Raw genomic sequence first — 23497 nt, 5'->3', positions numbered from 1 at the left:
ATGGCCCGTTCGCCGAAAACCCCGAAGCCGACCAAACCCACCCGGCAGGTCGACGCGCTCAAGCATGATGCCGCCAGCCGGAAGAACATTCCGACCGCGGAAATGGAGAGCTTCTTCCGGCGCGACGAGGATGCCTCGCCGCTGCCGCCGAAGCATTATCCGCGGGCGCGGCCGTTGCCGGAGGGCACGACGCGCACGCCGGAGGAGCCGAGCCAGCCGGAACTGATCTGGAACGGCATGCGCATCACCATCACCGAGGCGCAGAGGCAGGAGCTGGCCGAGACCGGCAAGCTGACGCTGTCGGATGCGCAGCTCGTGTGGCGCGGCAAGGACCGGCAGGACTGGTCCGACCTCGTCGTCAACGTGCCGCCGCTCTACATCCAGGAGAAGATCCATCCCAAGGCCATCATCGACGATTTGAAGCGGCACACGGAGACGCGGCGCGAGGCCGAGAGCGACGCGCCCGACCTGTTCGCGGACTTCAACGGCATCGAGCCCGACCAGCGCGCTGAGTTCTACCAGCACGACCAGCACTGGTCGAACCGCATGATCCTCGGCGACAGCTTGCAGGTCATGGCGAGCCTCGCCGAGCGCGAGGCGCTGCGCGGCAAGGTGCAGTGCATCTATTTCGACCCACCCTATGGCATCAAGTTCAATTCGAACTGGCAGGTCTCGACCCAGTCACGCGACGTCAAGGACGGCAAGCAGACGGACATCAGCCGCGAGCCGGAGCAGGTGAAGGCGTTCCGTGATACGTGGAAGGACGGGATACATTCGTATCTCGCTTACCTGCGCGACCGGCTGACAGTGATGCGAGATCTGTTGACGGATAGCGGATCGATTTTCGTGCAGATCGGCGACGAGAATGTTCATCGTGTTCGAGCTGTGATGGACGAGCTCTTTGGTGAGGAAAATTTCGTCGTTCAGATCTCAATCGAGAAAACAAGCAGCCAAACTCAAGACTACATCGCACCAGTTACAGATTACGTAATTTGGTTTGCTCGCAAAAAATTGCAGCTGAAATTTCGATCTGCTGTGCTGCCCAAGGCTGATTTAGGCGCAGGATTTTCAGAGTACAGCCGCATTGAGTTGGACGATATCTCGCGCCGCACGATGACGGGCAAAGAGAAGGCGAACGAAGTCGAGCTTCCCAAGCATGCCCGAATCTATCGTCAGGACAACTTGACGTCCCAGAGCGTTGGTCGCGCGAAAGGCGAGGGGGCGGCCTCTTGGTTTGCCGTGGCAGTAGATGGTGAAACATTTCAGCCAAGTATGCAGAACCGCTGGAAGACCAACGAAGAGGGAATGGCTCGGCTCGTGAAGGCTCGCCGTGCGGAGGCGCGGGGAACGAGCTTGTCCTATGTTCGGTTTTTGGATGACTATCCGGTTGGCGCGATCAACAACATCTGGCGAGATGTTAAGTTTTCTAGCCGGGCCGAGGATAAGACCTATGTTGTCCAGACATCGGCGGCCACGATCCAGCGTTGCATACTCATGTCGACAGATCCTGGTGATCTCGTACTTGACCCCACCTGCGGCTCCGGCACGACGGCCTATGTCGCTGAGCAATGGGGCCGGCGCTGGATCACCATCGACACTAGCCGTGTTGCGTTGGCGCTCGGACGAACGCGGCTGATGGCAGCGCGCTATCCCTGGTATCTGCTGGCGGATAGCCGCGATGGCCGCGCCAAAGAGTCCGAACTGACGCTACGTGCGCCAGCCGACACGCCTATCCATCACGATATACGCCAGGGTTTCGTCTACGAGCGCGTGCCGCACATCACGCTCAAGTCGATCGCCAACAATCCGGAGATCGATGACGTCTGGGAGAAGTGGCGGGCGGTGCTGGAGCCGCTGCGCGCTACGCTCAATGCGGCGATGAGCAAGACCTGGGAGGAATGGCAAATTCCGCGCGAACTGCCGACCGATGCGCCTGCATCCGCGAAAGAACCGCATGCGAAATGGTGGGAGGCGCGGATCGCGCGGCAGCGCGAGATCGATGCGTCGATCGCGGCGCGGGCCGAGGTCGAATATCTCTACGACAAGCCGTATCAGGACAATGGCCGCGTCCGCGTCGCCGGCCCGTTCACCGTCGAGAGCCTGTCGCCACACCGCGCCGCGCCCGCGAGCGAGGAGGAATTGATCGACCTGATCGACGCCGCCGCGGGCAAGCGTTCGGCCGTCGATGCAGATCTCGCCGGGCAGGACTTTGCGGCCATCGTGATCGACTATCTCAAGACCGAGGGCGTCAAGCAGCAGGCCAAGGGCGACCGCATCTCGTTCGAGAGCCTCGCGCCGTGGCCCGGCAATTTCATCGGCGCCAGCGGCAGCTTCATCGAGGGCGACAACGGCCCCGAGCGCCGGGCCGCGATCCTGATCGGCCCGGAATATGGCACGGTCGGCCGTCAGGACCTCGTCGCCGCCGCGCGCGAGGCGGTCGACAACCGCTTCGACGTGCTGATCGCCTGCGCCTTCAATTTCGATGCGCATTCCTCGGAGCTGGGCAGCCTCGGCAGCCTGAAGATCCTCAAGGCGCGCATCAATCCGGACATGCACATGTCCGACGAATTGAAGAACACCGGCCGCGGCAACATGTTCGTCGTGTTCGGCGAGCCCGACGTGCAGATCCTCGACGAGGGCGGCTCGGAGATCCGGGTCAAGGTCAACGGCGTCGACGTGTTCGATCCCAACACCGGCGACATCCGCTCCAACGACACCAAGGGCATCGCCGCCTGGTTCGTCGACACCGACTACAACGAGGAAAGCTTCTTCGTCCGCCAAGCCTATTTCCTCGGCGCCAACGATCCCTACAAGAGCCTCAAGACCGCGCTCCAGGCCGACATCGACGAAGACGCCTGGGCGACGCTCTATTCCGACACGTCCCGCTCGTTCCCACGGCCGAAGAGCCGTAGGATTGCGGTGAAGGTCATCAACCATTTTGGCGACGAGGTGATGAAGGTATTTGGAGTATAACGATGAACGAAACTTGTGGGGCGATCGTCAATACTGACGCGCTTAAAAAAGCCAACGATGATGCCGTTGCGGCCTATATCAAAATACTTGAGAACTTCTATTCTTTTCTGATTAGCTTTGCGCTGACTCAGGCAACTATGAAGCTTGCCGACGGTTGGATCGCGGACGGCCTTTCCGTCAGTACGCTTGGCCGCGGCGTTCTTTATGTGTCTCTGCTTATCACTATTGTTCCATTTTACCAGGGGATGAACCGGTTTCTGTACCAGACCCACGTTGTTCGACCAATTGAGAAACCAAGTTCCCGCTCGTCGCCGATGTTGCTCGATCTGTACGCATTCTTGTTGATGAGCTGTATCCTCTTTGCGATGGGACGCTTCCTCGATAACCCAAAGACCTTTTTTTACTTGTGGTCCGCGCTGCTTGTTCTCGATGTGGTGTGGTCGGTTCTGGTCTGGCTAATTCAAGGAAGTCGGCGGCCTATCTGGGCAGGTAACAATTTTGCTTGGCTGCTTGCAGCTTGGGCGTACTGCGAGGCGACGAGCTATTGGTCTCCACTGCCGGCCAATCTGCAGGGGCTCGATCCGCTTATTCCTTACGGTTTCGTGTTTTTCGAGTTCGGTCGCACGCTCGTTGATTACTGGCTCAATTGGCGTTTCTATTTCCCATTTGAATATAGAGGCTCGTGAATGACCGGTGTTTCATTGCCCAGCTCGGTTATCATCTACTTGGCAGGACCATATTCCAACGATGCGCCTGCAAATCCGCTGAAAAGGTCATCAGCGGAGAAGCGTCTTGCTCGTTTCAATGCAATCACAGAGGCTGCTCGACAGCTCGTCGAGCAGAGCAATATTATCTATAGTCCGTTGACAATGACGCATCCAATCGATGTTAGAATGCAGCACGATCCCGGATCTGCGTTTTGGGTTGCTTTCGACGAGGCTTTCATGGCGCATTGTGGGCGCTTGATCGTTCTCAAACTCCCCGGATGGGAGGCGAGTTCTGGAGTATTGAAGGAGATAGAGTTCTTTCGGAAACGAGGTATACGGCCAGAGTGGCGGGAGCCGGCGGAGTTTGGGCTTTCGAGAGACACTCCAGAGTTTGCGGCTGCGTTTGAATAATGCCATGAACTTCCTGCTCGCCGATACATTCACCGCGTCGTTCGCCAAGCTTGCCGGCGCGGACCAGAAGGCCGTGAAGGCGAGCGTGTTCGACCTGCAGCTCGACCCCGGGGGCAACGGGCTGCAACTGCACCGGATCGACAATAGCAAGGATCGCAATTTCTGGTCGGCGCGGGTCAATCGCGACGTCAGATTGATTTTGCACAAGACTGGCGACACCGTGCTGGTCGCCTATGTCGGCCATCACGACGACGCCTATGCCTGGGCGGAGCGGCGGCGGATCGAGGCGCATCCGCGCACCGGCGCGATCCAGATCGTCGAGGTGCGCGAGCGGGTCGAGGAGGTGGCGCGGCCGGCGACGCTGGATCTCGTTTCGCCGGAGCCGGCGGAGGGCAGGGCCAAAGCGGCGCCGCTGCTGTTCGCCGGGCTCGACGACGAGGCGCTGCTCTCGATCGGCGTCCCCGCCGACTGGCTCGCCGACGTCCGAGCGGCTGACGAGGACGGCTTCTTCACGCTCACAAAGCATCTGCCGGCGGAGGCCGCCGAGGCGCTGCTGGAATATGCCGCGACGGGGAGGCTGCCGGTCCCGGCGCCGGCCGTCGCCGATCCCTATGCGCATCCCGATGCGCTGCGCCGCATCCGGCCCATCGCCGGCCACGAGGAGCTGGAGCAGGCGCTCGCCTACCCCTGGGAGAAGTGGGGCGTCTTCCTGCATCCCTCGCAGCGCGCGCTGGTCACGCGCAGCTTTGCCGGACCGGCGCGGGTGGCGGGCTCGGCCGGCACCGGCAAGACCATCGTCGCGCTGCATCGCGCGGTCAGGCTCGCGCGCGACAATCCCAGTGCAAAGATCCTGCTGGCGAGCTTTTCGCAGCCCTTGGCGGATGCGCTCGCGAAAAAGCTCCTGGTGCTGGCGCCGGAGACCGGCGGCGTGGTGCCACGGATCACCACGGCGTCGTTCAAGGGCATTGCCGAGCAGATGTATCAGCTCGAACACGGCTTCCGGCCGCGCATCGCCTCCGAGCAGGTGCTGCGCGAGCGGTTGCGCAAGGCGGCCGCTGACCTCAAAGGATTTTCCGAGCGCTTTCTGCTGTCGGAATGGAGCAACGTCGTCGATGCCTGGGGGCTCGACTCGCTCGACGCGTATGCCAAGGTGCAGCGGATGGGGCGCAAGAGCCGGCTCGGTCCCAACCAGCGGGCGCGGCTGTGGCCGGTGTTTGCGGCGGTGCGCGCGGCGATCGCGGCCGAGCGCTACACGACCTGGGCCAACGTGTTCACGGAGCTTGCCACGGCGCTGGAGGGCCGGGCGGCCAAACCGTTCGATCATGTCGTGATCGACGAGGCGCAGGACCTCGCGCCGGCCGAACTGCGCTTCTTCGCCGCGCTGGCGCCGAAGGCCAGTGACGGGCTGTTCCTGGCCGGCGATGCCGGGCAGCGCATCTTCCAGCATCCCTATTCCTGGGCGAGCCTCGGCGTCGACGTACGCGGTCGTTCGTTCACCTTGAAGGTCTGCTACCGCACCTCGCAGCAGATCCGCCGCGCCGCCGACCGGCTGCTGCCGACGGTGCTGCGCGATGCCGACGGGCTGGAGGACGAGCGGCGCGGCATCATCTCGGTGTTCGAGGGACCGCGGCCGGAGGTGAAGGCGTTCGCCGATGTCGCGGCGGAGGGCGCGCATGTCGGCGCGGCCATCGCGGCATGGTTGGCGGACGGCATCGCGCCGCAGGAGATCGGCGTGTTCGTGCGCACCGAGGCGCTGGTGGCCCGCGCGCGGGCCGCCCTTGCCGGGCTTGCCGGTGCTGAGGCGATCACCACGGGTGCGATGAGCCTCGCCAAGGGACTGGAATTCCGCGCCGTCGTGGTGATGGCCTGCGACGAGGGCATCCTGCCGCTCGACGAGCGCGTCGAGGACGCCGCCGATGAAGCCGAACTCGACGACATCTACGAGACCGAGCGGCGGCTGCTCTATGTCGCCTGCACCCGGGCGCGGGAGCATCTGCTGCTGACGGGGACAAACCCGACGTCGGAATATCTCGCCGACTTCACACAGTGAGACGGCTGCGCATCGTTGGATGACAGCAGCGCGAGCTCGATGCGTCAGGCTGTCGTGGTCTTCGAGATTGTTGCGGCAGGCGAAGTTGGGAAACCAAGAGGAGGCAACATGGCCACCATTACGATCGATGTCATCAACGAGAGCCTCGAGCCGCAGAACTTTTTCATCTTCGAGGAGCCGGCGGAGGATTCGGGTGAACCGCAGGTCTATTCGAACAGTCTCGATAGCGAAGCTTTGCTGCCCCATGCCACGTCGAACGCTCATGTCACTTTTTTGATCCAGGAGTCCGACTGTCAGCCGGACACGATCTTCTACGTCCAGACCGGGAACTATCCCCCGGGAACCGTCGTGAACGCCACGGACGCGTCGATCAATGCGGCGGTGTGCGACGCGACGTCCGGATGCACGACGTTCAACGTGACGTACAATGCTGATGGAAGCTGGACCGTACAGGCCATGGCTTCGTCAGGGGGAGCCGAGGATTAGCTAGATCTGGTCGACGTGGCCGATCAGCCGATCCCGGCCGGGGCGACCAGGTTCGATGTCGTGGTCAGGAATGAGGCGGATCCAGAGATCATTTCCACCGGACAGACAGACGGTTTCGATGGCCGGTGACGATCACCGACCTCAGCAGCCTCGGCCCAGGACCTGCAGGGGACCGCAGCAAGATCCGGATTGAGGCTCGGTTCCGTCACCGGCCGCCCTCGCTGACCCACCGCGCCAGTCCCTCCGCCAGCCCGTCGAACATCGCGCGGATCGGGGCAGCGTCCTTCTGGTCCTCGTGCACGGCGAGCCAGCAGTCGAGCTCGAAGGCAACCTGGTTGGCGAGCACCGGGACCAGCGCCGGATTGCGCTTGGCCATGGCGATCTGCATGCCGCCGATGCCGAGGCCGGCTTCGATCGCCGTGACCTGGGCGACGTCGGAGTCGGTGCGGTAGGAGAAGAGCTCGCGTGAGATCGGCAGCTGTGAGCTGGCGACCGAGCGGGCCGAATGATCGTCGCGGTCGAAGCCGATGACGTGGTGGGCGGCGAGCGCCTCGATCGTGTCGGGCAGCCCGAAGCGGCCGATGTAGTCGCGATGCGCATAGAGGCCGAGCGGGACGCTGCCGATCCGGCGCGCGACGAGACCGTCCTGCTTCGGCCTGATCATCCGCACCGCGATGTCGGCGTCGCGCCGCAGCAGGTCGTCGGTGCGGTTGTTGAGCACGAGCTCGATGATGATCTCCGGATAGCGCTTGCGGATGCCGGCGAGGATCGTCGGCAGCACGAAGGTGCCGACGATCTCGCTCGCGGAGATCCTGACGACGCCGCGCGGCTGCCGCGCATCGCCTCCGCTCCTGGCCGCGCGCACCAGCGCCGCGAACGCCGCCTCCATCGCTTCCGCGTGCGGCACCAGTGCCGTCGCCGCTTCGGTCGGCAGCAGGCCGGCCTGGGAGCGGGTGAACAGGGCGACGCCGAGGCCGGCCTCGAGCTCGTCGATGTGGCGGCCGACGGTCGGCTGCGTCAGCCCGGTCGCCCGCGCTGCGGCCGACAGGCTGCCGCGCCTGATGACCGCGAGGAACGAGCGCAGCAGGCTCCAATCCGAGGGTTCAATCATACAGAAACGTATAGCATCTCAAGAATGATTGGCAATTTTCGTTTTGGGACGGCCGGGTCAGATTGCCGGGCACAGCAGGAGATCGACTCATGTCCCACGACACGAACATCCCGACCGCCTTGATCCTCGGCCTGACCGGTGCGATCGGCGGCGCCATTGCCAAGGCGCTGGCAAAGCGCGGCTTCGCCATCCGCGCGCTGACGCGCCGGCCGCCGGCCGAGCGGAATTCGTTTGCCTTCCCGGTCGACTGGCGCGATGGCGACGCCCGCGATCCGGCGTCGGTGCTGGCCGCGGCCGCGGGCGCGAGCCTGATCGTTCACGGCGTCAATCCGCCGGGCTATGCGCGCTGGCGCGAGGACGCGCTGCCGATGCTCGCCAACACCATCGCGGCGGCGAAGGCCGTCGGCGCGACGATCGTGTTTCCGGGCAATGTCTACGTCTACTCATCAGCATCGCCGGCGGTGGTCAGCGAGACCTCGCCGCGGCGGCCGACGACGCGGAAGGGCCAGGTGCGGCTGGAGATGGAGGAGATGCTGGAGCAGGCCGCGCGCGACCATGGCGTCCGCGTCATCGCCATCAGGGCGGGCGACTTCTTCGGCCCCGGTGTAACCAATTCCTGGTTCGCCCAGGCGCTGGCGAAGGGCGGCATGGCCGTGACCTCCGTGCAGCGCCTGACACGCCCCGGCATCGGCCATGCCTGGGCCTACGTCCCCGATCTCGCCGAAACCTTCGCGCGCCTGGTCGACATTCGCGCCGATCTGCCGGCCTGCACGATGCTGAACTTTGCCGGGCACTACGATGCGACCGGGCATGACATGACCGACGCCGTTCGCCGCGTCATCGGCCGGCCCGATCTGCCGGTGAAGCCGTTCCCCTGGATCATCCTCTGGCTCGCCGCGCCTTTCGTCGGCTTCATGCGCGAGGCGATCGAGATGCGCTGGCTGTGGAAGCAGAGCCTCGCGCTCGACAACAGCAAGCTCGTCGGCCTGCTCGGGGCGGAGCCGCATACGCCGCTCAACGGCGCCGTCAAGGCGGCGCTCGCATCCAACCGCTGAACCCATTGCCCCAAAAGGATCGATCCCATGACCACCGCAACGACTGCGGCGCCGATGACGCGCGCCGACATGCTCACGCTCGTCCTGCTCGTCGCCGCGCAGGTCGTCCTGTTTCTCATCCCGCTGATCGTGCTCGGCCGCGCGATCGGCTGGCCGGCCAGCCTGCGCCTGCCGGCCGGCGAAGCGCTGCCGCTGATCGCGCGCCATGCGACGGCGGTGCAGATCGGCTACTGGGGCTATCTCCTGACGGCGACCGCGATGGTGCCGCTCGCGCTCGCCTTGCGCCATTTTGCGCAGGCGCACGGCGTTCGCGGCGGGTTACCCGACGTCATGGGGGCGATGGGCGTCGCTGCCGCTGTCCTCAAGACGCTCGGCATCGTGCGCTGGCTGATCGCGATGCCGAACCTCGCGATGCTCCATGCCGGCACCAACGATCCGATCATCCGGGCCGCCGTCGAGGTCGGGTACGTTGCGCTCAACGGCTATGCCGGCGCCGTCGGCGAACTGCTGGGCGTGCAACTGTTCTCCGGCATCTGGCTGATGCTGGTCGGCACGATGCTGCTGCGTGCGAAGCTTTGCGTCAACGGTCTCGCCGGCCTCGCCATCGGCGCTGGCTTTGCAACGACGGCGCTGCGGACGTTCGTGCCGGCATTTGAGATACTTGGCGCCATCGTTCCGCCGCTGGCGCTGGGATGGTTCGTGGCGCTCGCCGTGACGCTGGCGCGGCGCGCGCTCCCCGGAAGCTGAGACGCTCCCGTTGAGAGGGCGAAGCCATACATGGGATAGCCAGCTAGGTTAGGATTGACGCCGGCGGTGAAACGACGGAAACACGCATCAACGTCCCAATCCAATTGGCTTGGGAGGCGCTAGGAGAGCGAAACGGTAGCCCATCAATCACGCAAATGATCGATGCGATGAGTCGATACCGCAATGGCGAAAGAGTTACGGCACAGACAATGATTGGGTGCCGCGTCTTGGCGGCAAGGCCTGTCTAAGGTGATGTCGCTATGGCTGGTGTGTGGTAGGAGCTTTTGGACCTACCTCAATTCAGTAGCCGAGTTTGAGTCTCGGATCGACGGTGCCGCGTGTCCTCTTGAAGACGTCTGCAAACAAATCTTCCTTCTCGTCGGCGGGGTGAGCGTGTTCGATCGGACGCGTGGCCGGCTTCTTGCGTTTGGACCGCGCGTGCTCCGCAATGCGATAGGTCGTTTGCTCCGCCAGAGGTAGAATTTCGTTTGGTCTCTTTCTCTTGCGCATGGGGACCTCCTGGCAAAAAAAAGCGGTTCTGCAGGCCGACTGTATGTCTTGGAGTCTCGATCAATGCTGGGGTCGCAGGCCCTCACTCCACCGCATCCTTCTTCGCAATCCTATGCAGCTGCTCGAACAGATCGGCCTGCTCGCTGGTGCACAGGCACACGCCCTGCGCCGAGTCCGCTTCGCCGGCGTTGAGGTAGGCGTGGCCCATGGTGCTGTCGAGATACATGCCGTCGCCTTCGTGCAGGATCTCCGGCGCGTAGAACTCGGTGTGGACGGCGATGGTGCCGCGGGTGACGAGAAAATACTCCTCGCCGCTGTGGCGGAGCAGGGGACCGAACTCGTCGAGGGTGCGGGCGCGCACCTCGGTGATCATCGGCACCATGCGTTTGCCGATCAAATCGGTGCATTGATAGGTGTAGGTGTAGAACTTCGTGCTGACCACCTGGCCCTGGCCGGCGCGGCTGATGCTGCGGCGGGCCGTGACGGGACGCCCGGGCTCGGGGCGCGGCGCGGCCGGGCTGAACAGCTCGGCGATGTCCATCTGCAGGCCTGACGTCAGCTGCAACAGCTTGTCGTAGGTCAGCGACATCAGGCCGTTCTCGACCTTGGACAAGGTCGACAGCGCCATGCCCGTCTTTTCCGCCACCTGCTTCAGGGTCAGGCCGCGCGCCTGCCGGGCCGCCTTCAGGCAGTGGCCGAGCTGGGAGTGGGGGCCTTCGGCGGCGGTCTCGCTGACGACGGTGTCGGTCACGGGGGGCTCCGGAAAATCCGTTAGCGGATCGGGTGGTCTTCGGTGCGGCGGCGGTCGGGCAATGTCGCGCGAAAGTGGCTGATCGATCAATGGGCTGGACGTCCGGCCTCACGGTCATGCGTAACGCGCGGTGGAACATTGCGTTTTCAAGCCGTGCATTCGATTTCTTATGTGCTAAATAGTTTTCCGAAACGGAAAAGAGAAGCCCTGTGGAATCGATTTGCGACAAGACGGCCGGCGAACTGGTCAAGCTTCTGAAATCGAAGGCGATCTCGCCGGTCGCGCTGCTCGATTCGTGCCTGGAGCGGATCGCCGCGGTCAACCCGGCGGTCAATGCCGTGGTCACCCTGGACGAGCCGGGAGCCCGGGCTGCCGCCAAGCGGGCCGAGGCGGAGCTTGCCCGCGGCGAGCATAAAGGGCCGCTGCACGGCCTGCCGGTGCTGATCAAGGACACCCAGGACACCGCCGGGATGCGCTCGACCTATGGCAGCCCGATCCTGGCCGACAACGTGCCCGCGATCGACCAGGCCTCGGTGGCGCGGCTGCGCGCGGCCGGCGCGATCATCTTCGGCAAGACCAACACGCCGGAATGGGCGGCTGGTGGCAACACCCGCAATCCCGTGTTCGGTGCCACCGGCAATCCGTTCGATACGCTGCGCTCGGCGGCCGGCTCCTCCGGCGGCTCGGCGGCGGCGCTGGCCTGCGGGATGGCGCCGCTCGCCTCGGGCTCGGACACCGGCGGCAGCTTGCGCAATCCGGCCGGCTTCTGCGGCATCGTCGGCATGCGTCCCTCCTACGGACTCGTCGCCAGCGAGAAGCGCGCCCATGGCTGGTCGTGCCTGTCGACCGACGGGCCGATGGCGCGCAATGTTGCGGATACGGCGCTGATGCTCTCGGTGATGGCGAGCGACGATGCGCGCGATCCGCTCGCCTATACGCTGCCGGGCGAGGCGGTGCGCGGTGCGCCTGCGCGCTGGGCGGTGCCGCCGCAGGTCGACTTGCACAAGCTCAAGCTCGCCTTCACCGAGGACTTCGGCTTTGCGCCGACGGAAGCGTTGATCCGCCGCGCCTTCCGCGCGCGCGTGACGCGCATCGCGCCGCTGTTTGCGGACGCCTGCGAAGCGACGCCCGATTGCAGCGGCGCCGACGAGACCTTTGCGGTGCTGCGCGCCTCGCTGTTCCTCACCCAGCATGGCAAGAATTATCGCGAGCGCCCCGAGATGATCGGGCCGAACGTGCGTGCCAATGTCGAGGAGGGGCTGTCCTACAGCCTCGACGATTTTTCGCGCGCGAGCGCGAACCAGACCCGGATCTACCGGTCCTATCAGTCGTTCTTCGCTCAGCACGACGTGCTGATCAGCCCGACCATCACCTTGAGTCCGCGGCCGTGGTCGGAGCTGTATCCGGCCGAGATCGACGGCGTGCCGACCAAGTCCTATTTCCATTGGCTGGCGCTGGCCTATGCGGTGACGCTGGCGGGACATCCGGCCCTCAGCCTGCCGCTCGGCGTTGACGACAACGGGCTGCCGTTCGGATTGCAGATCATCGGTCCCCGTGGCGGCGATGCGCTGGTGCTCGGCGTGGCCGCGGCGCTGGAGCAGGCCTTTGCGGGTGACGCCGAGCTGCGCCGTCCGCAGCCGGATCTCGAGAAGCTCGCCGCGCTGCCGCCGCTGGCGCAGACGCCGGGATTCATGGCGTGGGATTGAGCCGCGCCGACATGATCAACATCTTCTGGAGCTAACAATGTCCGACGCTTCCTCATGGCCGTTCTCGCTGGTGCGCCGCGCCGGCGGCCTCGTGTTCCTGTCGGGCGAGGTCCCGGTCGCCGATGACGGCAGCATTCCCGAGGGCATCACGGCGCAGACCGACCTCGTGTTCAAGCTGATCTCGGAGACGCTGGCCGCCGAGGGGCTGACGCTCGACGACGTCGTGTCCTGCATGGTGCATCTCGCCGACAAGGCCGACTTCGCCGAATACAACGCGGCCTATCGCAGGCATTTCAAGGATCCGCTGCCGGTGCGCACCACGGTGCAGGCACAGATGATCGCGGACGTTCGATTAGAGGTCACCGTCGTCGCGGCGGCGCGGACCTGACAGGGAGTGACGACGATGCGGAGCGCAATCGTTCTCGGAGGTGGCATGGTCGGCGTCGGCACGGCGCTGCACCTGCAGAGCCGCGGCTGGTCGGTGGCGCTGGTCGATCGCCGCGAGCCGGGACGCGAGACCAGCTACGGCAATGCCGGCATCATCCAGAGCGAGGCCGTCCGGCCTTACGCAATGCCCTATGACATCGCCGGCGTGCTCGACATCGCGCTGGCGCGCACCAACGACGTGCACTACAGCCTTCCGGCCCTGCCGTATCACGTGAAGCCGCTGCTGCGTTACTGGTGGAATTCGTTCCCCGGCCGGCACGAGGTGCTGACGCGCACCTACGCGCAGCTGATCTCGCGCGCCGCGCCCGAGCACGAGCCGCTGATCACGGCCGCCGGCGCCGGCAATCTCGTGCGCCGCGACGGCTTTCGCGTGCTGCACCGGAACCAGGCGCAGTTCGACAAGGAGGCCAAGGAGGCCGAAGCGGTCGGCAAGGCGTTCGGCGTCAAGTTCAAGCTGCTCAGTGCAGCCGAGCTGGCCAAGGTCGAGCCCGGCCTGAACGAGAGCGGCATTGGCGGCCTGCATTGGCAGGAGCCGTGGACGGTGTCCGATCCGGGCAGCCTGGTGACCTCTTATGCCGATCTGTTCGTCAAGCGTGGCGGCAAGCTGCTGCTCGGCGATGCGACCACGCTGGCGCAACAGGGCAGCGGCTGGGCGGTGACGACCAGCGAAGGCCGGATCGAGGCCGAGGCGGTCGTGGTCGCGCTGGGTCCGTGGTCGCCGGAATTCCTGAAGCGGTTCGGCATGGACATCCCGATGGTGCGCAAGCGCGGCTATCACCGGCACTACAGCGGCGGCGCGCCGCTCGACCTGCCGCTGCGCGATGCCGCGTTCGGCTATCTGATGAATCCGATGGCCAAGGGGGTCCGCATCACCACCGGCGCCGAGCTGTCGTCGCCGGATGCGAAGCTGACGCCGGTTCAGCTCGGCAAGGCCGAGGCCGCGGCACGCCAGCTGATCGATCTCGGCAAGCCGGTGGAGCCCGAGCCGTGGCTCGGCACACGGCCCTGCATGCCCGACATGCTGCCGGTCGTCGGACAGGCGGCGCGGCACAAGGGTCTCTGGCTGCATTTCGGCCACGGCCACCAGGGCTTTACGCTGGGACCGGCCACCGGCCGCATCCTCGCCGAGCTGATGAGTGGCGAGACGCCCAGCGTCGACGTCGCCGCCTGTGCGCCGGCGCGATTCGGGGCGTGAGCCGTCTGCCCTGCGACCGCGAGAGAGGGTGATCCGGGAAGGCCGCAAGTGACGGCTGCAAAACGCAGCCAGTCGTTTACCAAGCGCGCCTTTCCGGAGCCCGGAAAACCCCCGCTTCACCAATTCGCAAGCCCGCTCTCCTAGCGTGGCGGTGCCGGTTGGGGCCAGGACACTGGGGCGAACGCAGTTCGTGAGTTCTGCCGTCGGCCAGCGATCCGAACATCGTGTGGGGGAGCAGATGAACTTCGCGGGCCTAGCCTACCGCTTCATATCCAATTTCGTGTTTCTCGCGGCTGTCTTTCTCAGCCTGAACTACATCGAGAAATACCAGAACCGCGCCGTGCTGGCGCTGGTGGTGCTGATCTATGCCGGCATGCGCGCCGTGACGGTGGTACGAACCTTCCACTTCTTCGGACGGATCGAAAAGATGGAATCCGACGTTCGCCGGCTGGCGGGCATGCTCGGCGAAGGGCCGGTCGCCCAGGTCGTCAGCAAGCAGGTGGTCGCCGACGTCGGCTCGCTGCGCAAGGACGGCGAGAAGAAGTCCTATATGGACCTGTTCTTCCTGGCCGCGGCCGTCATCCTCTGCGTCAGCAAGCTCATCTCGAACTGACGCGCGGGAGAATGCATCGGGCGTGAGGCCAGCCAGATTGCTCAATTGAAAAAGGGGCGCGTCAGCGCCCCGTTTTCGTTTCGAAGATCGTTGCTTTGATCTCAGCGCCGGCGCAGGGCCGCGAGGCGAACCGGGCGACCGGCCGGCTTGGTGGCGGCCTGGCCCTCGACCCGGACGACCTGATGCCGGCGGGCGGACAATGGTGCGGCGGGCGGCCAGGCGAACAGCTGGGCGGAGGGCGCGGGAAGCGCGGGAGCCGTCGCGATTCGCGCCTTGACCGCAGGCCGCGGCCAGGACGGCTTCGGCAGGGGGCGTGCCGCCGCAGGCGGCAGGTCCAGATTGCCGAAATCGTCCAGCGTGGCACGGGCGCGCGTGTCGGCGCCGGCGAGGTTGGTTGGCGTGATGGCCGGCCAACGCGCCACCGGCGTCTCGTCCGACGGCCGGTGCACCAGCCAGTCCTCCGGCTCGGTCGGCGTTGCCGGCCGGTCCGGCGTCGCGGCGACGACATGCACGACGCGATAGTTCTTGGCCTTGAGATCGGCGAGGATCTTCGGCAGCGCTGCGACGGTGCGCGCCTGGATGTCGTGCAGCAGCAGGATGCCCTTGCCGCGCGCCTCCAGCCGCTTCATCGCGAGCTCATGGACCTTGGCGCCGGAGATGTTGCGCCAGTCGTCGGCCAGAAAGTCGGCGCTCCACACCTGCAGGCCGAGCGTCGCGGCGTAGCTCTCCACGGCGTCGCCGCGGAGCAGGCCGGGCACGCGGAAGAACGGCGACAGCGCGGACGGATCGGTCAGCGCGGCCTTGGTCCAGGCGATGCCCTGGTCGACCTCGGGCTGGACCTGCTCGAGCGTCATCTTGTTGAAGCTCAGCGGATGGTTCTGGCTGTGGGTGCCGACGGTGTGGCCGGCGGCCACGAGCTTGCGCACGCCTTCTGGATCGGCCTTGGCCTGGCGCCCGATCGTGAAGAACGTCGCCTTGACGCACTCGTCGGCGAGGATCTGCAGCACCTGGTTGCTGTACTTGCGCAGCGGCCCGTCGTCGAAGGTGATGACCACCTCGTGATCGCGCAGCGGCAGCGTCTCCTTGTACTGCATGGCGCCGAGCCGCGGATGCTCGCGCGGATCGACCACCAGGACGCGTGACGTGCCGAGCGCGTTGGGGTGGCCAGGACAATCGGCGGCCGATGCATCCGGGCTCGACGTGATCAGGGCGAGGGCGCCCAGCAGTGCTGCGAGCCATGTTGGCCGTCCGACGCAAGCCCACTCATGATCACGCATCACGCTGCTCACATTGTCTCTTTCTGCGGTGGCCGGCTTCTTCGGTCCACCTGCCTCATTGCCCCTATGAATCGCAGCCGCGCGGCCGGGGCAAGCGACCGCCAAGACATAGCAGGGATGTTGGCCCGTCGCGACATCGCATCACCCCGGGTTCCGGTTTGCCCGCGGCTGTTGCCGGATTGCAAGAGGCTGGAATGGCCGCGGCCGCAACGGTCAAGCGTAAACGACGGCCCTGAACGCCCGATTAACCACCTTCATGGGCCGTCTCCGGCGCGGGAGACGGCCGTTCGCTGTGCTGCTCGTTGTGCTTCTCCTCGGAAGGCACGACGTGCACCACGCGGTAGCCATGATCCTTCAAGTAGCGCAGGAAGGCCGGCAGCATTGCGACGGTGCGCGGCTGCGGGTCGTGCAGCAGGATGATGCCCTTGCGCGCCTGGTTGAGGCGGCTGGTCAGGAGCTTCAGCGTCTGCTGCGGCGACATCGGGTTCCAATCGCTGGCCCAGAGATCGGCGCCGAACACGGCGATGCCGCGCGACGCCAGCAGGTCGAGCGTGGCCGGCGTCGATTCGAAATAGGGGAAGCGGAAGAACGGCGTCGACGGCGTGGTCGTCTCGACGCCGTTGAGCGCCTTCTCGTCGGCGGCGATGCCGCGGTCGATCTCCTCGATGGCCTGCTCCGGCGCGATATGCGCGAGATGCGCATGCGTGTAGGTGTGATGGCCGATCGTGTGGCCTTCGGCCGCGATCTTCTGCACCAGCGCCGCGCGGCCCGAGGCCGGCTTGCCGACGAGGAAGAACGTCGCGCGCACGCATTCCTTGGCGAGCGCGGCGAGCACCTTGTTGGTCATCGGCGGCGAGGGCCCGTCATCGAAGGTCAGCACCACCTCGCCGTCGTGCAGCGGCAGCGTCTCGGGGAAGCTCTTCAGGCCGATGCGCGGATGTTGCTTCGGGTCGACGGTGAGGATGCGCGAGGTGCCGAGCGTGTGCTCGCGCGGACAGTCGGCCGGCGCCGCGGCGGCGCCGTGTACCACGAGCAGCGCGGCCGCCGCGCCGGCTGCGTTTACCCATCGTGATGTCCGTCGCGCCTGAGACATCTTTTCCCGTTGCGCTCGCAGTGACCGATTATGTAATGCGTCAAAGCACAAATCAGACCAGTTGTCTGAAGATGGCTTGGTGAGGCACGTCATGAACGAGACATTGGACGTTGCCCCTGCCGATGCAACTCTAGCCGATCGCGCGGCGATGCGCACCGAATCCGGCGAGATTCGCGCCGAATTCATCGCCGCCATGACCGCCGCCATCGCCGCCGAGGACGAGGCGTTCCTGCGCGCCGAGGTCGCCGAGCTGCACGAGGCGGATCTCGGCGACCTGATCGCCGCGCTTGCCCCCGACGACCGCGTCAGGCTGGTCGAGCTGACCGGCACCGATTTCGACTTTTCGGCGCTGAACGAGGTCGACGACGCCGTCCGCGAGGAGATCCTCGAGGAGCTGGAGCCGGCCACCGTCGCCGAAGGCGTCCGCGAGCTCGAATCCGACGACGCCGTCGAGCTGCTGGAGAGCCTCGACGAGGAGGACAAGGAGGAGATCCTCGAGCGCCTGCCGCCGTCCGAGCGCGACGTGCTGGCGCGCAGCCTCGACTATCCCGAGGGCTCGGCCGGCCGGCGTATGCAGAGCGAGTTCATCGCGGTTCCGCCGGCATGGACCGTCGGCCAGGCCATCGACTACATGCGCGAGACCCCGGATCTGCCCGAGCGGTTCTACGAGATCTATGCGGTCGATGAGGCGCGGCACTGGCAGGGTGCGGTCTCGCTCGACAAGCTGCTGCGCGCCCGCCGCCCGGTGCCGCTGGCCGAGCTGATCGATGAGGATCGTCGCCGCGTCACGGTCACCGACGATCTCGCCGAGGTGGCGCGGCTGTTCGGCAAGTACAATCTCGTGGCGGCCCCCGTGCTCGATGCCGACAACCGGCTGGTCGGCGTCATCACGATCGACGACGTCGTCGACGTGATCGAGGAGGAGGCGGACGAGGACTTCAAGGCGCTCGGCGGCGTGTCGGGCGACGAGGAGCTCTCGGACAGCGTCTGGACCATCGCCAAGGGCCGCTTCAACTGGCTGCTGATCAATCTCGCCACGGCGTTCCTGGCGTCCTCGGTGCTCGGCCTGTTCGAAGGCCAGCTGCAGCAGATGGTCGCGCTTGCCGTGCTCGCGCCGATCGTGGCGAGCCAGGGCGGCAATGCCGCGACCCAGACCATGACGGTCGCGGTGCGCGCGCTGGCGACGCGCGAGCTCGGGCCGAACAATGCGATGCGCGTCGTGATGCGCGAGGTGCTGGTAGGACTGGTGAATGGTCTCGCTTTCGCGCTGGTCACCGGCCTCGCCGCGTTCGCGTGGTTCAAGACGCCTGGGCTCGGCATCGTGATCGGGCTCGCGATGATCTCAAACCTGGTGGCCGGCGCGCTCGGTGGCATCCTGATCCCGATGGTGCTCGAGCGTGTCCGCGCCGACCCCGCGGTGGCGTCGGGAACCTTCGTCACCACGGTCACCGACGTGGTCGGTTTCTTCTCGTTTCTGGGCATCGCAACGCTCTGGTTCGGCTTGAAATAACCACAGCGCCTGAACGACTTATATCGTTAATCCGGCCTTAACGCAGCTCGGCGACACTCTCATCCGAGACGGAGTCGGACGATGCAACGCTTGCGGCTGAAGGCAGATGGACGGATCGTGGAGCTGCGCGATGGCGGAGAGTTTCCGCTCGCGCCGTCGGAAGCTGCGCCGGCAGCGCCGCTCGAGGTGCGCGACCTCCGGCGGCGGGTGCAGCTGACACAGCAGGAATTCGCCGCCAAGCTCGGTGTGCCCGTCGAGACCATCCGCAACTGGGAGCAGGGCAAGCGCATGCCGCGCGGCCCGGCGCGCGCGCTGCTCACCGTGATCGCGCACGCGCCCGACACGGTGTTTGCGGCCTTAGCTAAGACTTAAGCCAAAAACCGGTCGTGCGTTGGCAAGGCCTCGCGTGTGCCTACATAATGTTACACGCGGTCTGGAGTGCACGGCCATGCTGACGATCGAGGCCAATGGTGCCAGGATTCCTGCCCTGGGTCTGGGGACCTGGGAGCTACGCGGACGGACCTGCGCGCGGATCGTCGAGCAGGCGCTCACCCTCGGCTACCGGCACATCGACACCGCCCAGGTCTATGAGAACGAGCAGGAGGTGGGCGAGGGCCTGCGGGCCTCCCGCGTCCGGCGCAACGAGTTGTTCCTGACCACCAAGGTGTGGACGACGCACTTTGCACCGCATGACCTGGAGCGCTCGACCAAGGAGAGCCTGGTCCGCCTGCGCGTCTCCGAGGTCGATCTCTTGCTGCTGCATTGGCCGAACTCGCACGTGCCGCTGGCCGAGACGCTGGGGGCGCTGGCGCACGCCAAGACGCTCGGGCTGGCGCGCCATATCGGCGTGTCCAATTTTACGGTCGCGCTGCTCGACGAAGCCGTGGCGCTGTCGCCGGAGCCGCTGGTGTGCAACCAGGTCGAGTATCATCCCTATCTCGACCAGACCAAGGTCCGCGAGGCCTGCGCCCGGCACGGCCTCGCATTGGTCGCCTATAGCCCGATCGCCAAGGGCAAGATCAAGAACGATCCGACCCTGACCCGGATCGGCCGCGCCCATGGCAAGAGCCCGGCGCAGATCTGCCTGCGCTGGCTGGTGCAGCAGAACGTCGTGGCGATCCCGCGCACCTCGAAGATCGAACGGCTGTCCGAGAACCTCGAGGTGTTCGATTTCGAGCTGTCCGAGCAGGAGATGGCCGACATCTTCGCCATGGGCAGTCCGGAAGGGCGGATGACCAACTTCGCCTTCGCGCCGAAATGGGATTGAGCGGCGCCCGGGCCGGCATGCTAGAGTGGCAGGAGCGGGCAGGTGGCCCGCGCTCAACCCTGGCGATGACCCCCGCGACAGCGCGTGCCGCATGCGCCAGGCCGCGAGCGGGCGCAAATGAAGCAGCATGGAACGTTGGCAGTTCATACGTTGGGGCATCGCCGCATCCGTGCTCGTGCATCTCCTGATCTTCGGCGGCGCCGTGGTCTCGACCTCGGTGCGCCCTTACGAGATGCCGAAGTCCGACGAGATCGCGGTCAATATCGTCGACGCTGACGAGCCGCAGAAGACGCCGGAACCGTTGGTCACGCCATCACCGTCGCCGACGCCGGAGCTGGTCCTGCCGCAGCCGGCCCCGAGCGCCTTGCCGGCGGCCGCCGCGCCACCTCCGCCCAGTCCTCCGCAAGAGGCCAAGGAAACTCCGACTCCGCAGGCGCCGGCCGCACCGGCGGCGAAACAGCCAGTGCCGGCTGCATCGCCCAAAGCGGCGAAGTTGGCCGCCAGATCGGAGGTCAAATCCGCCGCCAAGCAGACCCCGCCACCAGCGCCGGTTCCAGCGCCGAGCTATGTGCCCCCAGAGCCGGACCTCACCGTGAAATACGGCGTCATGCTCGGTCTGCCCGAGCCGCTCTCACCGCTGCCGCGAGCCGGGGCCTCGGAGGATGGCAAGGAGGCGGGGTCGGTCGCGACGACGAACCTTGCTCCCAATCTCGAGACAGCGCTGCGGGAGAAGGTCAGGAGCTGCGCGCGTCTGCCGGTCTCGCTGTCGCTGTCCGACAACGTGCTGATCAGGCTTCGCTTCGGCATGACACCGGATGGACGGCTTGCGACCGAGCCGGAGGTGATCGAGGTCGTCGCAGCCTCGAAGGCCATTCAGCTCAAGGAGAGCGCGGTCCAGGCGTTGAACGCCTGCCAGCCTTACGCGATGCTTCCGCCCGATCGCTACAACGAGTGGAAGATCATCGAGATGTCGTTCACGCCGCGGGACTTCGTCCGCTGATCGCCACCGGCGCATGCGTGTCGGGAGAGAGCGGGCGTCGCATGGTCGCGCTTGGCTGTCGACGCGATGGCCGTTCATCCTGTATGCGATCCTCGATCGCGCGGGTCCCCAATGCGGGGGATGCACGGGCGGTCCACGCTCGAGATGCGGAGACGGTGCGACATGACGCTGAAGCTGGTGATCGGCAACAAGAACTATTCCTCATGGTCGATGCGGCCGTGGCTGGCGCTGCGCGGCTGCGACATCGCCTTCGAGGAGATCGTGATCCCGCTCTACACCGACGATCCCGCCGACAAGGCGCGTATCCTCAGCCACTCGCCTGCCGGCAAGGTGCCGATCCTGATCGATGGCGCCGTGACGGTGTGGGACTCGCTCGCGATCATCGAATATCTCGCGGAACGTTGTCCGGAGGCCGGGCTCTGGCCCGCTGATGCGGCGGCGCGCGCGCATGCGCGGTCGGTCTCGGCCGAGATGCATTCCGGCTTCCAGGCCCTGCGCAACGAGTGTCCGATGAACCTGCATCGCGAGATCAGGCCGGTGGAGCTGTCCGCGGACGCCCGGGCCAACATCGCCCGGATCGAGGACATCTGGCGCGACTGCCGGGCGCGCTACGGCGCCGGCGGTCCGTTCCTGTTCGGCCGCTTCAGCGGAGCAGACGCGATGTACGCTCCGGTCGTGACGCGCTTCCACACCTTCGCGGTTCCGGTCGCGGCGGACACCCGGGCCTACATGGCGACGATGATGGCGATGCCGGCCTTCGCAGCCTGGGTGAAGGACGGGCTTGCAGAAACCTGGACCATCGACCGGGTGGAGAACGTCTGACGTCCGATGGGTTGTCCAGAGCCTGTCCGGGCCTGTTAGTCCAGGAATACCGGTCGCGGCGCCATCTCGTTGAAGAAGCTCGCAATATCAGTGTTTGCCATGTCACGAGGCCGCTGGCCACGGCCGGCGGCGGCGTGCTATAGGAGAGATATTATTAAAGACACGCCGGCCCGGGCAGCGGGACCAGGGGCTCTTGCCGGCATGCGAGCAGGAGAGGGCGTTGAAACACAAGTTCCCCATTGGGTCGACGGTCTATTTTACCGCGAGCAACGTCTCGCGTCCGGCGGCCAGCGGTACCTATGAAATCATCCGTCAACTTCCGACGGATGGGGACGACTGCCAGTACCGGATCAAGAGCTCGACGGAAGCCTTTGAACGGGTTGCAAGAGAGAGCCAGTTGGCCTTGTCTTGAGGACGGCACGATTTTCGGCAGGCTCGGCGCGTCGGCGGACGCAGCCGGTCGATAGGGAGGAGAAACGGCAGTCTCAACGGGGCTCGAAGCCCGGTTTCGAAGGTTTTGTCCGAAGGTGTGACTCCGAAGGTGTTACGAAGGCTGCGCGATCCCCCTGGGGATAGCGGGTAGCTCCGCACCATCCCGTGCCCGCACGGGGCATGGAATCGTCGTATTGTCCTGGAGCGGGGCGTCATGGATCGGGTGATCGTTTGAATTTGGTGATCGTTTCACTTGTGTCCCATGTCGGGATGCCATCGGGGCCGATTTGCTTGGCCCGCGTCAGGAATCAGCGCGCATGAATTCGACCTTGAATTCGACCTGGCCCTCGTCGTTCGACCAGCTCCTGAACTCGCCGGCGTTCCCGATGTGGCTCACCGTTGCGGCGGCGGGCTTCTTTGCTTTGATCGTGCTGATCACGCTGCTGCGGGCCGAGAAGTCGGTCGCCAACGGCGCGCTGACGGTGATCACCCTGCTTGCCGTCGGCATCGCGGTCGCTTCGATGATGCGCAGCCAGGATGCCTCGCCCCGCGGTGGCAATGGTGATGCTGCGACGACGGCTTCGGTCGGCGTCTCACCGCCCGCGCTCGCCTGCGTCGACGATCTCGCCGGCGATCTGGTGCTGTCGAATTGTGAGCGGGGCCTGTTCGGGTCGGCCGAGATGACGGCGGCCGCCGTCAGCTATGCGGCGGGCATGCTGAGCCGGCTGACGCAGGCGGGGGATGTCGCCAGCGCCAACAAGGTCATGACCGCCGAGTTGCTGGCGCTGCGCCGTGCCGTGGAGCGTGATCGCTATGGCCTGATGGCCTATGTGCTGCTGACGCGCGACCGCTGCACGCCGACCGACTGCGTGATGTTCCGTGCCGTGGCGGACCGCCAGCAACTCGTCAACAACATGGAAGGCCGGACCTATGAAGGGCTGGTGACGCGCTATGCCTCGCAGTGGAACGCGCCGCCAGCCGCTGCTGCGGGTCAGCAGCCGGCCGCCGGCACTTTCGCCGGCCTGGCGCCCTCGGCGCCGTCCGGCAAGCCCACGACTGCGGAGTTTCCCAGCTCGGCCAACACCCCGCCAGTCAGCATCATGAACCCTGAGCCGACGGCCTCGACGCGTTCGGCTGCGCCTGCGGCGGCGCCAAAGCCGCCGACGCAGCTTGCGCCGGCACCGGCTGCGCCGGCCAGCGTCGCGGCGAGCCATGCGCAGGCGCCTCCTGCGGCCAAGAAGGCGGCGGCCCCTAGGCCGAAGCCGCCGGCGGCAGCGCCGCAGGCCGCGCCTGAGGCGGCCGAGCCGGCCGCCAAGGACGAATAGAGCCCGCTG

At 65.8% G+C, this 23497-nt stretch carries 23 protein-coding genes; 18 read left to right on the top strand and 5 right to left on the bottom strand.

The window, feature by feature from the left end; all coding sequences use genetic code 11:
• The 5 genes from QX108_RS06585 (at window position 1) to QX108_RS06565 (ending at window position 6627) form a co-directional block, all read left to right on the top strand.
• A complete protein-coding gene (locus QX108_RS06585; protein WP_315780573.1) occupies window positions 1–2973 on the top strand; it encodes a site-specific DNA-methyltransferase in 2973 nt (990 codons plus the stop codon).
• A gap of 2 nt (window positions 2974–2975) precedes the next feature.
• Window positions 2976–3659 (top strand): hypothetical protein, encoded by a 684-nt coding sequence (locus QX108_RS06580; protein WP_315780324.1) that lies wholly within the window; start codon window positions 2976–2978, stop codon window positions 3657–3659.
• Window positions 3660–4091 carry a DUF1937 family protein gene (locus QX108_RS06575; protein WP_315780325.1) on the top strand — a complete coding sequence of 144 codons (432 nt, stop codon included), beginning with the start codon at window positions 3660–3662 and terminating at the stop codon, window positions 4089–4091.
• 4 nt (window positions 4092–4095) lie between these two features.
• Window positions 4096–6141 carry a UvrD-helicase domain-containing protein gene (locus QX108_RS06570; RefSeq protein ID WP_315780328.1) on the top strand — a complete coding sequence of 682 codons (2046 nt, stop codon included), beginning with the start codon at window positions 4096–4098 and terminating at the stop codon, window positions 6139–6141.
• Between the two features lie 108 nt (window positions 6142–6249).
• On the top strand, window positions 6250–6627 hold the full coding sequence (locus tag QX108_RS06565; protein ID WP_315780330.1) for a hypothetical protein: 378 nt from the start codon (window positions 6250–6252) through the stop codon (window positions 6625–6627).
• Between the two features lie 205 nt (window positions 6628–6832).
• On the opposite strand, the gene QX108_RS06560 is transcribed toward QX108_RS06565, so the two are convergent.
• Window positions 6833–7738 carry a LysR family transcriptional regulator gene (locus QX108_RS06560; RefSeq protein WP_315780332.1) on the bottom strand — a complete coding sequence of 302 codons (906 nt, stop codon included), beginning with the start codon at window positions 7736–7738 and terminating at the stop codon, window positions 6833–6835.
• 89 nt (window positions 7739–7827) lie between these two features.
• Between QX108_RS06560 and QX108_RS06555 the strand changes: the two genes are divergently transcribed.
• A complete protein-coding gene (locus QX108_RS06555; RefSeq protein WP_315780334.1) occupies window positions 7828–8793 on the top strand; it encodes an NAD-dependent epimerase/dehydratase family protein in 966 nt (321 codons plus the stop codon).
• A 27-nt stretch (window positions 8794–8820) separates the two neighbouring features.
• Window positions 8821–9540, top strand: coding sequence for a DUF4386 family protein (locus tag QX108_RS06550; protein WP_315780336.1), 720 nt, complete (start codon window positions 8821–8823; stop codon window positions 9538–9540).
• 300 nt (window positions 9541–9840) lie between these two features.
• Here QX108_RS06550 and QX108_RS06545 read toward each other — a convergent pair whose 3' ends face one another.
• Window positions 9841–10050, bottom strand: coding sequence for a hypothetical protein (locus tag QX108_RS06545; RefSeq protein ID WP_315780338.1), 210 nt, complete (start codon window positions 10048–10050; stop codon window positions 9841–9843).
• 82 nt (window positions 10051–10132) lie between these two features.
• The gene (locus tag QX108_RS06540) at window positions 10133–10801 is read right to left on the bottom strand and encodes a helix-turn-helix domain-containing protein (protein ID WP_172113928.1); all 669 of its coding nucleotides are present in this window, start codon (window positions 10799–10801) and stop codon (window positions 10133–10135) included.
• Window positions 10802–11010: 209 nt separating this feature from the next.
• Here QX108_RS06540 and QX108_RS06535 point away from each other — a divergent pair, with 209 nt between their 5' ends.
• The 4 genes from QX108_RS06535 (at window position 11011) to QX108_RS06520 (ending at window position 14762) form a co-directional block, all read left to right on the top strand.
• Window positions 11011–12507 carry an amidase gene (locus QX108_RS06535; protein ID WP_315780340.1) on the top strand — a complete coding sequence of 499 codons (1497 nt, stop codon included), beginning with the start codon at window positions 11011–11013 and terminating at the stop codon, window positions 12505–12507.
• A 37-nt stretch (window positions 12508–12544) separates the two neighbouring features.
• The gene (locus QX108_RS06530) at window positions 12545–12895 is read left to right on the top strand and encodes a RidA family protein (protein ID WP_315720620.1); all 351 of its coding nucleotides are present in this window, start codon (window positions 12545–12547) and stop codon (window positions 12893–12895) included.
• 15 nt (window positions 12896–12910) lie between these two features.
• The gene (locus tag QX108_RS06525; protein WP_315780342.1) at window positions 12911–14149 is read left to right on the top strand and encodes an FAD-binding oxidoreductase; all 1239 of its coding nucleotides are present in this window, start codon (window positions 12911–12913) and stop codon (window positions 14147–14149) included.
• Window positions 14150–14387: 238 nt separating this feature from the next.
• Window positions 14388–14762 carry a hypothetical protein gene (locus QX108_RS06520; RefSeq protein ID WP_315720618.1) on the top strand — a complete coding sequence of 125 codons (375 nt, stop codon included), beginning with the start codon at window positions 14388–14390 and terminating at the stop codon, window positions 14760–14762.
• A gap of 101 nt (window positions 14763–14863) precedes the next feature.
• Here the strand turns inward: QX108_RS06520 and QX108_RS06515 are convergent, their stop codons facing one another.
• Window positions 14864–16039, bottom strand: a complete 1176-nt coding sequence (locus QX108_RS06515; protein WP_315780344.1) for a polysaccharide deacetylase family protein — start codon at window positions 16037–16039, stop codon at window positions 14864–14866.
• 244 nt (window positions 16040–16283) lie between these two features.
• A complete protein-coding gene (locus tag QX108_RS06510; RefSeq protein WP_315780346.1) occupies window positions 16284–17132 on the bottom strand; it encodes a polysaccharide deacetylase family protein in 849 nt (282 codons plus the stop codon).
• A gap of 91 nt (window positions 17133–17223) precedes the next feature.
• Between QX108_RS06510 and mgtE the strand changes: the two genes are divergently transcribed.
• The 7 genes from mgtE (at window position 17224) to QX108_RS06475 (ending at window position 23488) form a co-directional block, all read left to right on the top strand.
• Window positions 17224–18642, top strand: a complete 1419-nt coding sequence (gene mgtE, locus QX108_RS06505; protein ID WP_172113941.1) for a magnesium transporter — start codon at window positions 17224–17226, stop codon at window positions 18640–18642.
• Between the two features lie 81 nt (window positions 18643–18723).
• The gene (locus tag QX108_RS06500) at window positions 18724–19014 is read left to right on the top strand and encodes a helix-turn-helix domain-containing protein (protein ID WP_172113943.1); all 291 of its coding nucleotides are present in this window, start codon (window positions 18724–18726) and stop codon (window positions 19012–19014) included.
• Window positions 19015–19090: 76 nt separating this feature from the next.
• Window positions 19091–19909, top strand: coding sequence for an aldo/keto reductase (locus tag QX108_RS06495; RefSeq protein WP_315780349.1), 819 nt, complete (start codon window positions 19091–19093; stop codon window positions 19907–19909).
• 127 nt (window positions 19910–20036) lie between these two features.
• Window positions 20037–20909 (top strand): hypothetical protein, encoded by an 873-nt coding sequence (locus QX108_RS06490; RefSeq protein ID WP_315780350.1) that lies wholly within the window; start codon window positions 20037–20039, stop codon window positions 20907–20909.
• Window positions 20910–21071: 162 nt separating this feature from the next.
• Entirely contained in the window at window positions 21072–21731 is a 660-nt protein-coding gene (locus QX108_RS06485; RefSeq protein WP_315780352.1) for a glutathione S-transferase family protein, read from the top strand.
• Between the two features lie 220 nt (window positions 21732–21951).
• The gene (locus QX108_RS06480) at window positions 21952–22143 is read left to right on the top strand and encodes a hypothetical protein (protein ID WP_172113948.1); all 192 of its coding nucleotides are present in this window, start codon (window positions 21952–21954) and stop codon (window positions 22141–22143) included.
• Window positions 22144–22549: 406 nt separating this feature from the next.
• Window positions 22550–23488, top strand: a complete 939-nt coding sequence (locus QX108_RS06475) for a hypothetical protein (RefSeq protein ID WP_315726215.1) — start codon at window positions 22550–22552, stop codon at window positions 23486–23488.
• Window positions 23489–23497 lie beyond the last annotated feature (9 nt).

Source organism: Bradyrhizobium sp. SZCCHNR1002 (genome assembly GCF_032381435.1).
Lineage (GTDB): Bacteria > Pseudomonadota > Alphaproteobacteria > Rhizobiales > Xanthobacteraceae > Bradyrhizobium > Bradyrhizobium aeschynomenes.
This window is presented reverse-complemented; position numbering and strand designations above follow the sequence as displayed.

Coding starts and splice junctions, on each gene's coding strand:
- QX108_RS06580 (WP_315780324.1), top strand. CDS start 2,976: ATGAACGAAACTTGTGGGGCGATCGTCAATACTGACGCGCTTAAAAAA.
- QX108_RS06485 (WP_315780352.1), top strand. CDS start 21,072: ATGACGCTGAAGCTGGTGATCGGCAACAAGAACTATTCCTCATGGTCG.
- QX108_RS06520 (WP_315720618.1), top strand. CDS start 14,388: ATGAACTTCGCGGGCCTAGCCTACCGCTTCATATCCAATTTCGTGTTT.
- QX108_RS06555 (WP_315780334.1), top strand. CDS start 7,828: ATGTCCCACGACACGAACATCCCGACCGCCTTGATCCTCGGCCTGACC.
- QX108_RS06585 (WP_315780573.1), top strand. CDS start 1: ATGGCCCGTTCGCCGAAAACCCCGAAGCCGACCAAACCCACCCGGCAG.
- QX108_RS06570 (WP_315780328.1), top strand. CDS start 4,096: ATGAACTTCCTGCTCGCCGATACATTCACCGCGTCGTTCGCCAAGCTT.
- QX108_RS06545 (WP_315780338.1), bottom strand. CDS start 10,050: ATGCGCAAGAGAAAGAGACCAAACGAAATTCTACCTCTGGCGGAGCAA.
- QX108_RS06495 (WP_315780349.1), top strand. CDS start 19,091: ATGCTGACGATCGAGGCCAATGGTGCCAGGATTCCTGCCCTGGGTCTG.
- QX108_RS06510 (WP_315780346.1), bottom strand. CDS start 17,132: ATGTCTCAGGCGCGACGGACATCACGATGGGTAAACGCAGCCGGCGCG.
- QX108_RS06515 (WP_315780344.1), bottom strand. CDS start 16,039: ATGCGTGATCATGAGTGGGCTTGCGTCGGACGGCCAACATGGCTCGCA.
- QX108_RS06500 (WP_172113943.1), top strand. CDS start 18,724: ATGCAACGCTTGCGGCTGAAGGCAGATGGACGGATCGTGGAGCTGCGC.
- QX108_RS06475 (WP_315726215.1), top strand. CDS start 22,550: ATGTGGCTCACCGTTGCGGCGGCGGGCTTCTTTGCTTTGATCGTGCTG.
- QX108_RS06490 (WP_315780350.1), top strand. CDS start 20,037: ATGGAACGTTGGCAGTTCATACGTTGGGGCATCGCCGCATCCGTGCTC.
- QX108_RS06550 (WP_315780336.1), top strand. CDS start 8,821: ATGACCACCGCAACGACTGCGGCGCCGATGACGCGCGCCGACATGCTC.
- QX108_RS06575 (WP_315780325.1), top strand. CDS start 3,660: ATGACCGGTGTTTCATTGCCCAGCTCGGTTATCATCTACTTGGCAGGA.
- QX108_RS06530 (WP_315720620.1), top strand. CDS start 12,545: ATGTCCGACGCTTCCTCATGGCCGTTCTCGCTGGTGCGCCGCGCCGGC.
- QX108_RS06565 (WP_315780330.1), top strand. CDS start 6,250: ATGGCCACCATTACGATCGATGTCATCAACGAGAGCCTCGAGCCGCAG.
- QX108_RS06560 (WP_315780332.1), bottom strand. CDS start 7,738: ATGATTGAACCCTCGGATTGGAGCCTGCTGCGCTCGTTCCTCGCGGTC.
- QX108_RS06525 (WP_315780342.1), top strand. CDS start 12,911: ATGCGGAGCGCAATCGTTCTCGGAGGTGGCATGGTCGGCGTCGGCACG.
- mgtE (WP_172113941.1), top strand. CDS start 17,224: ATGAACGAGACATTGGACGTTGCCCCTGCCGATGCAACTCTAGCCGAT.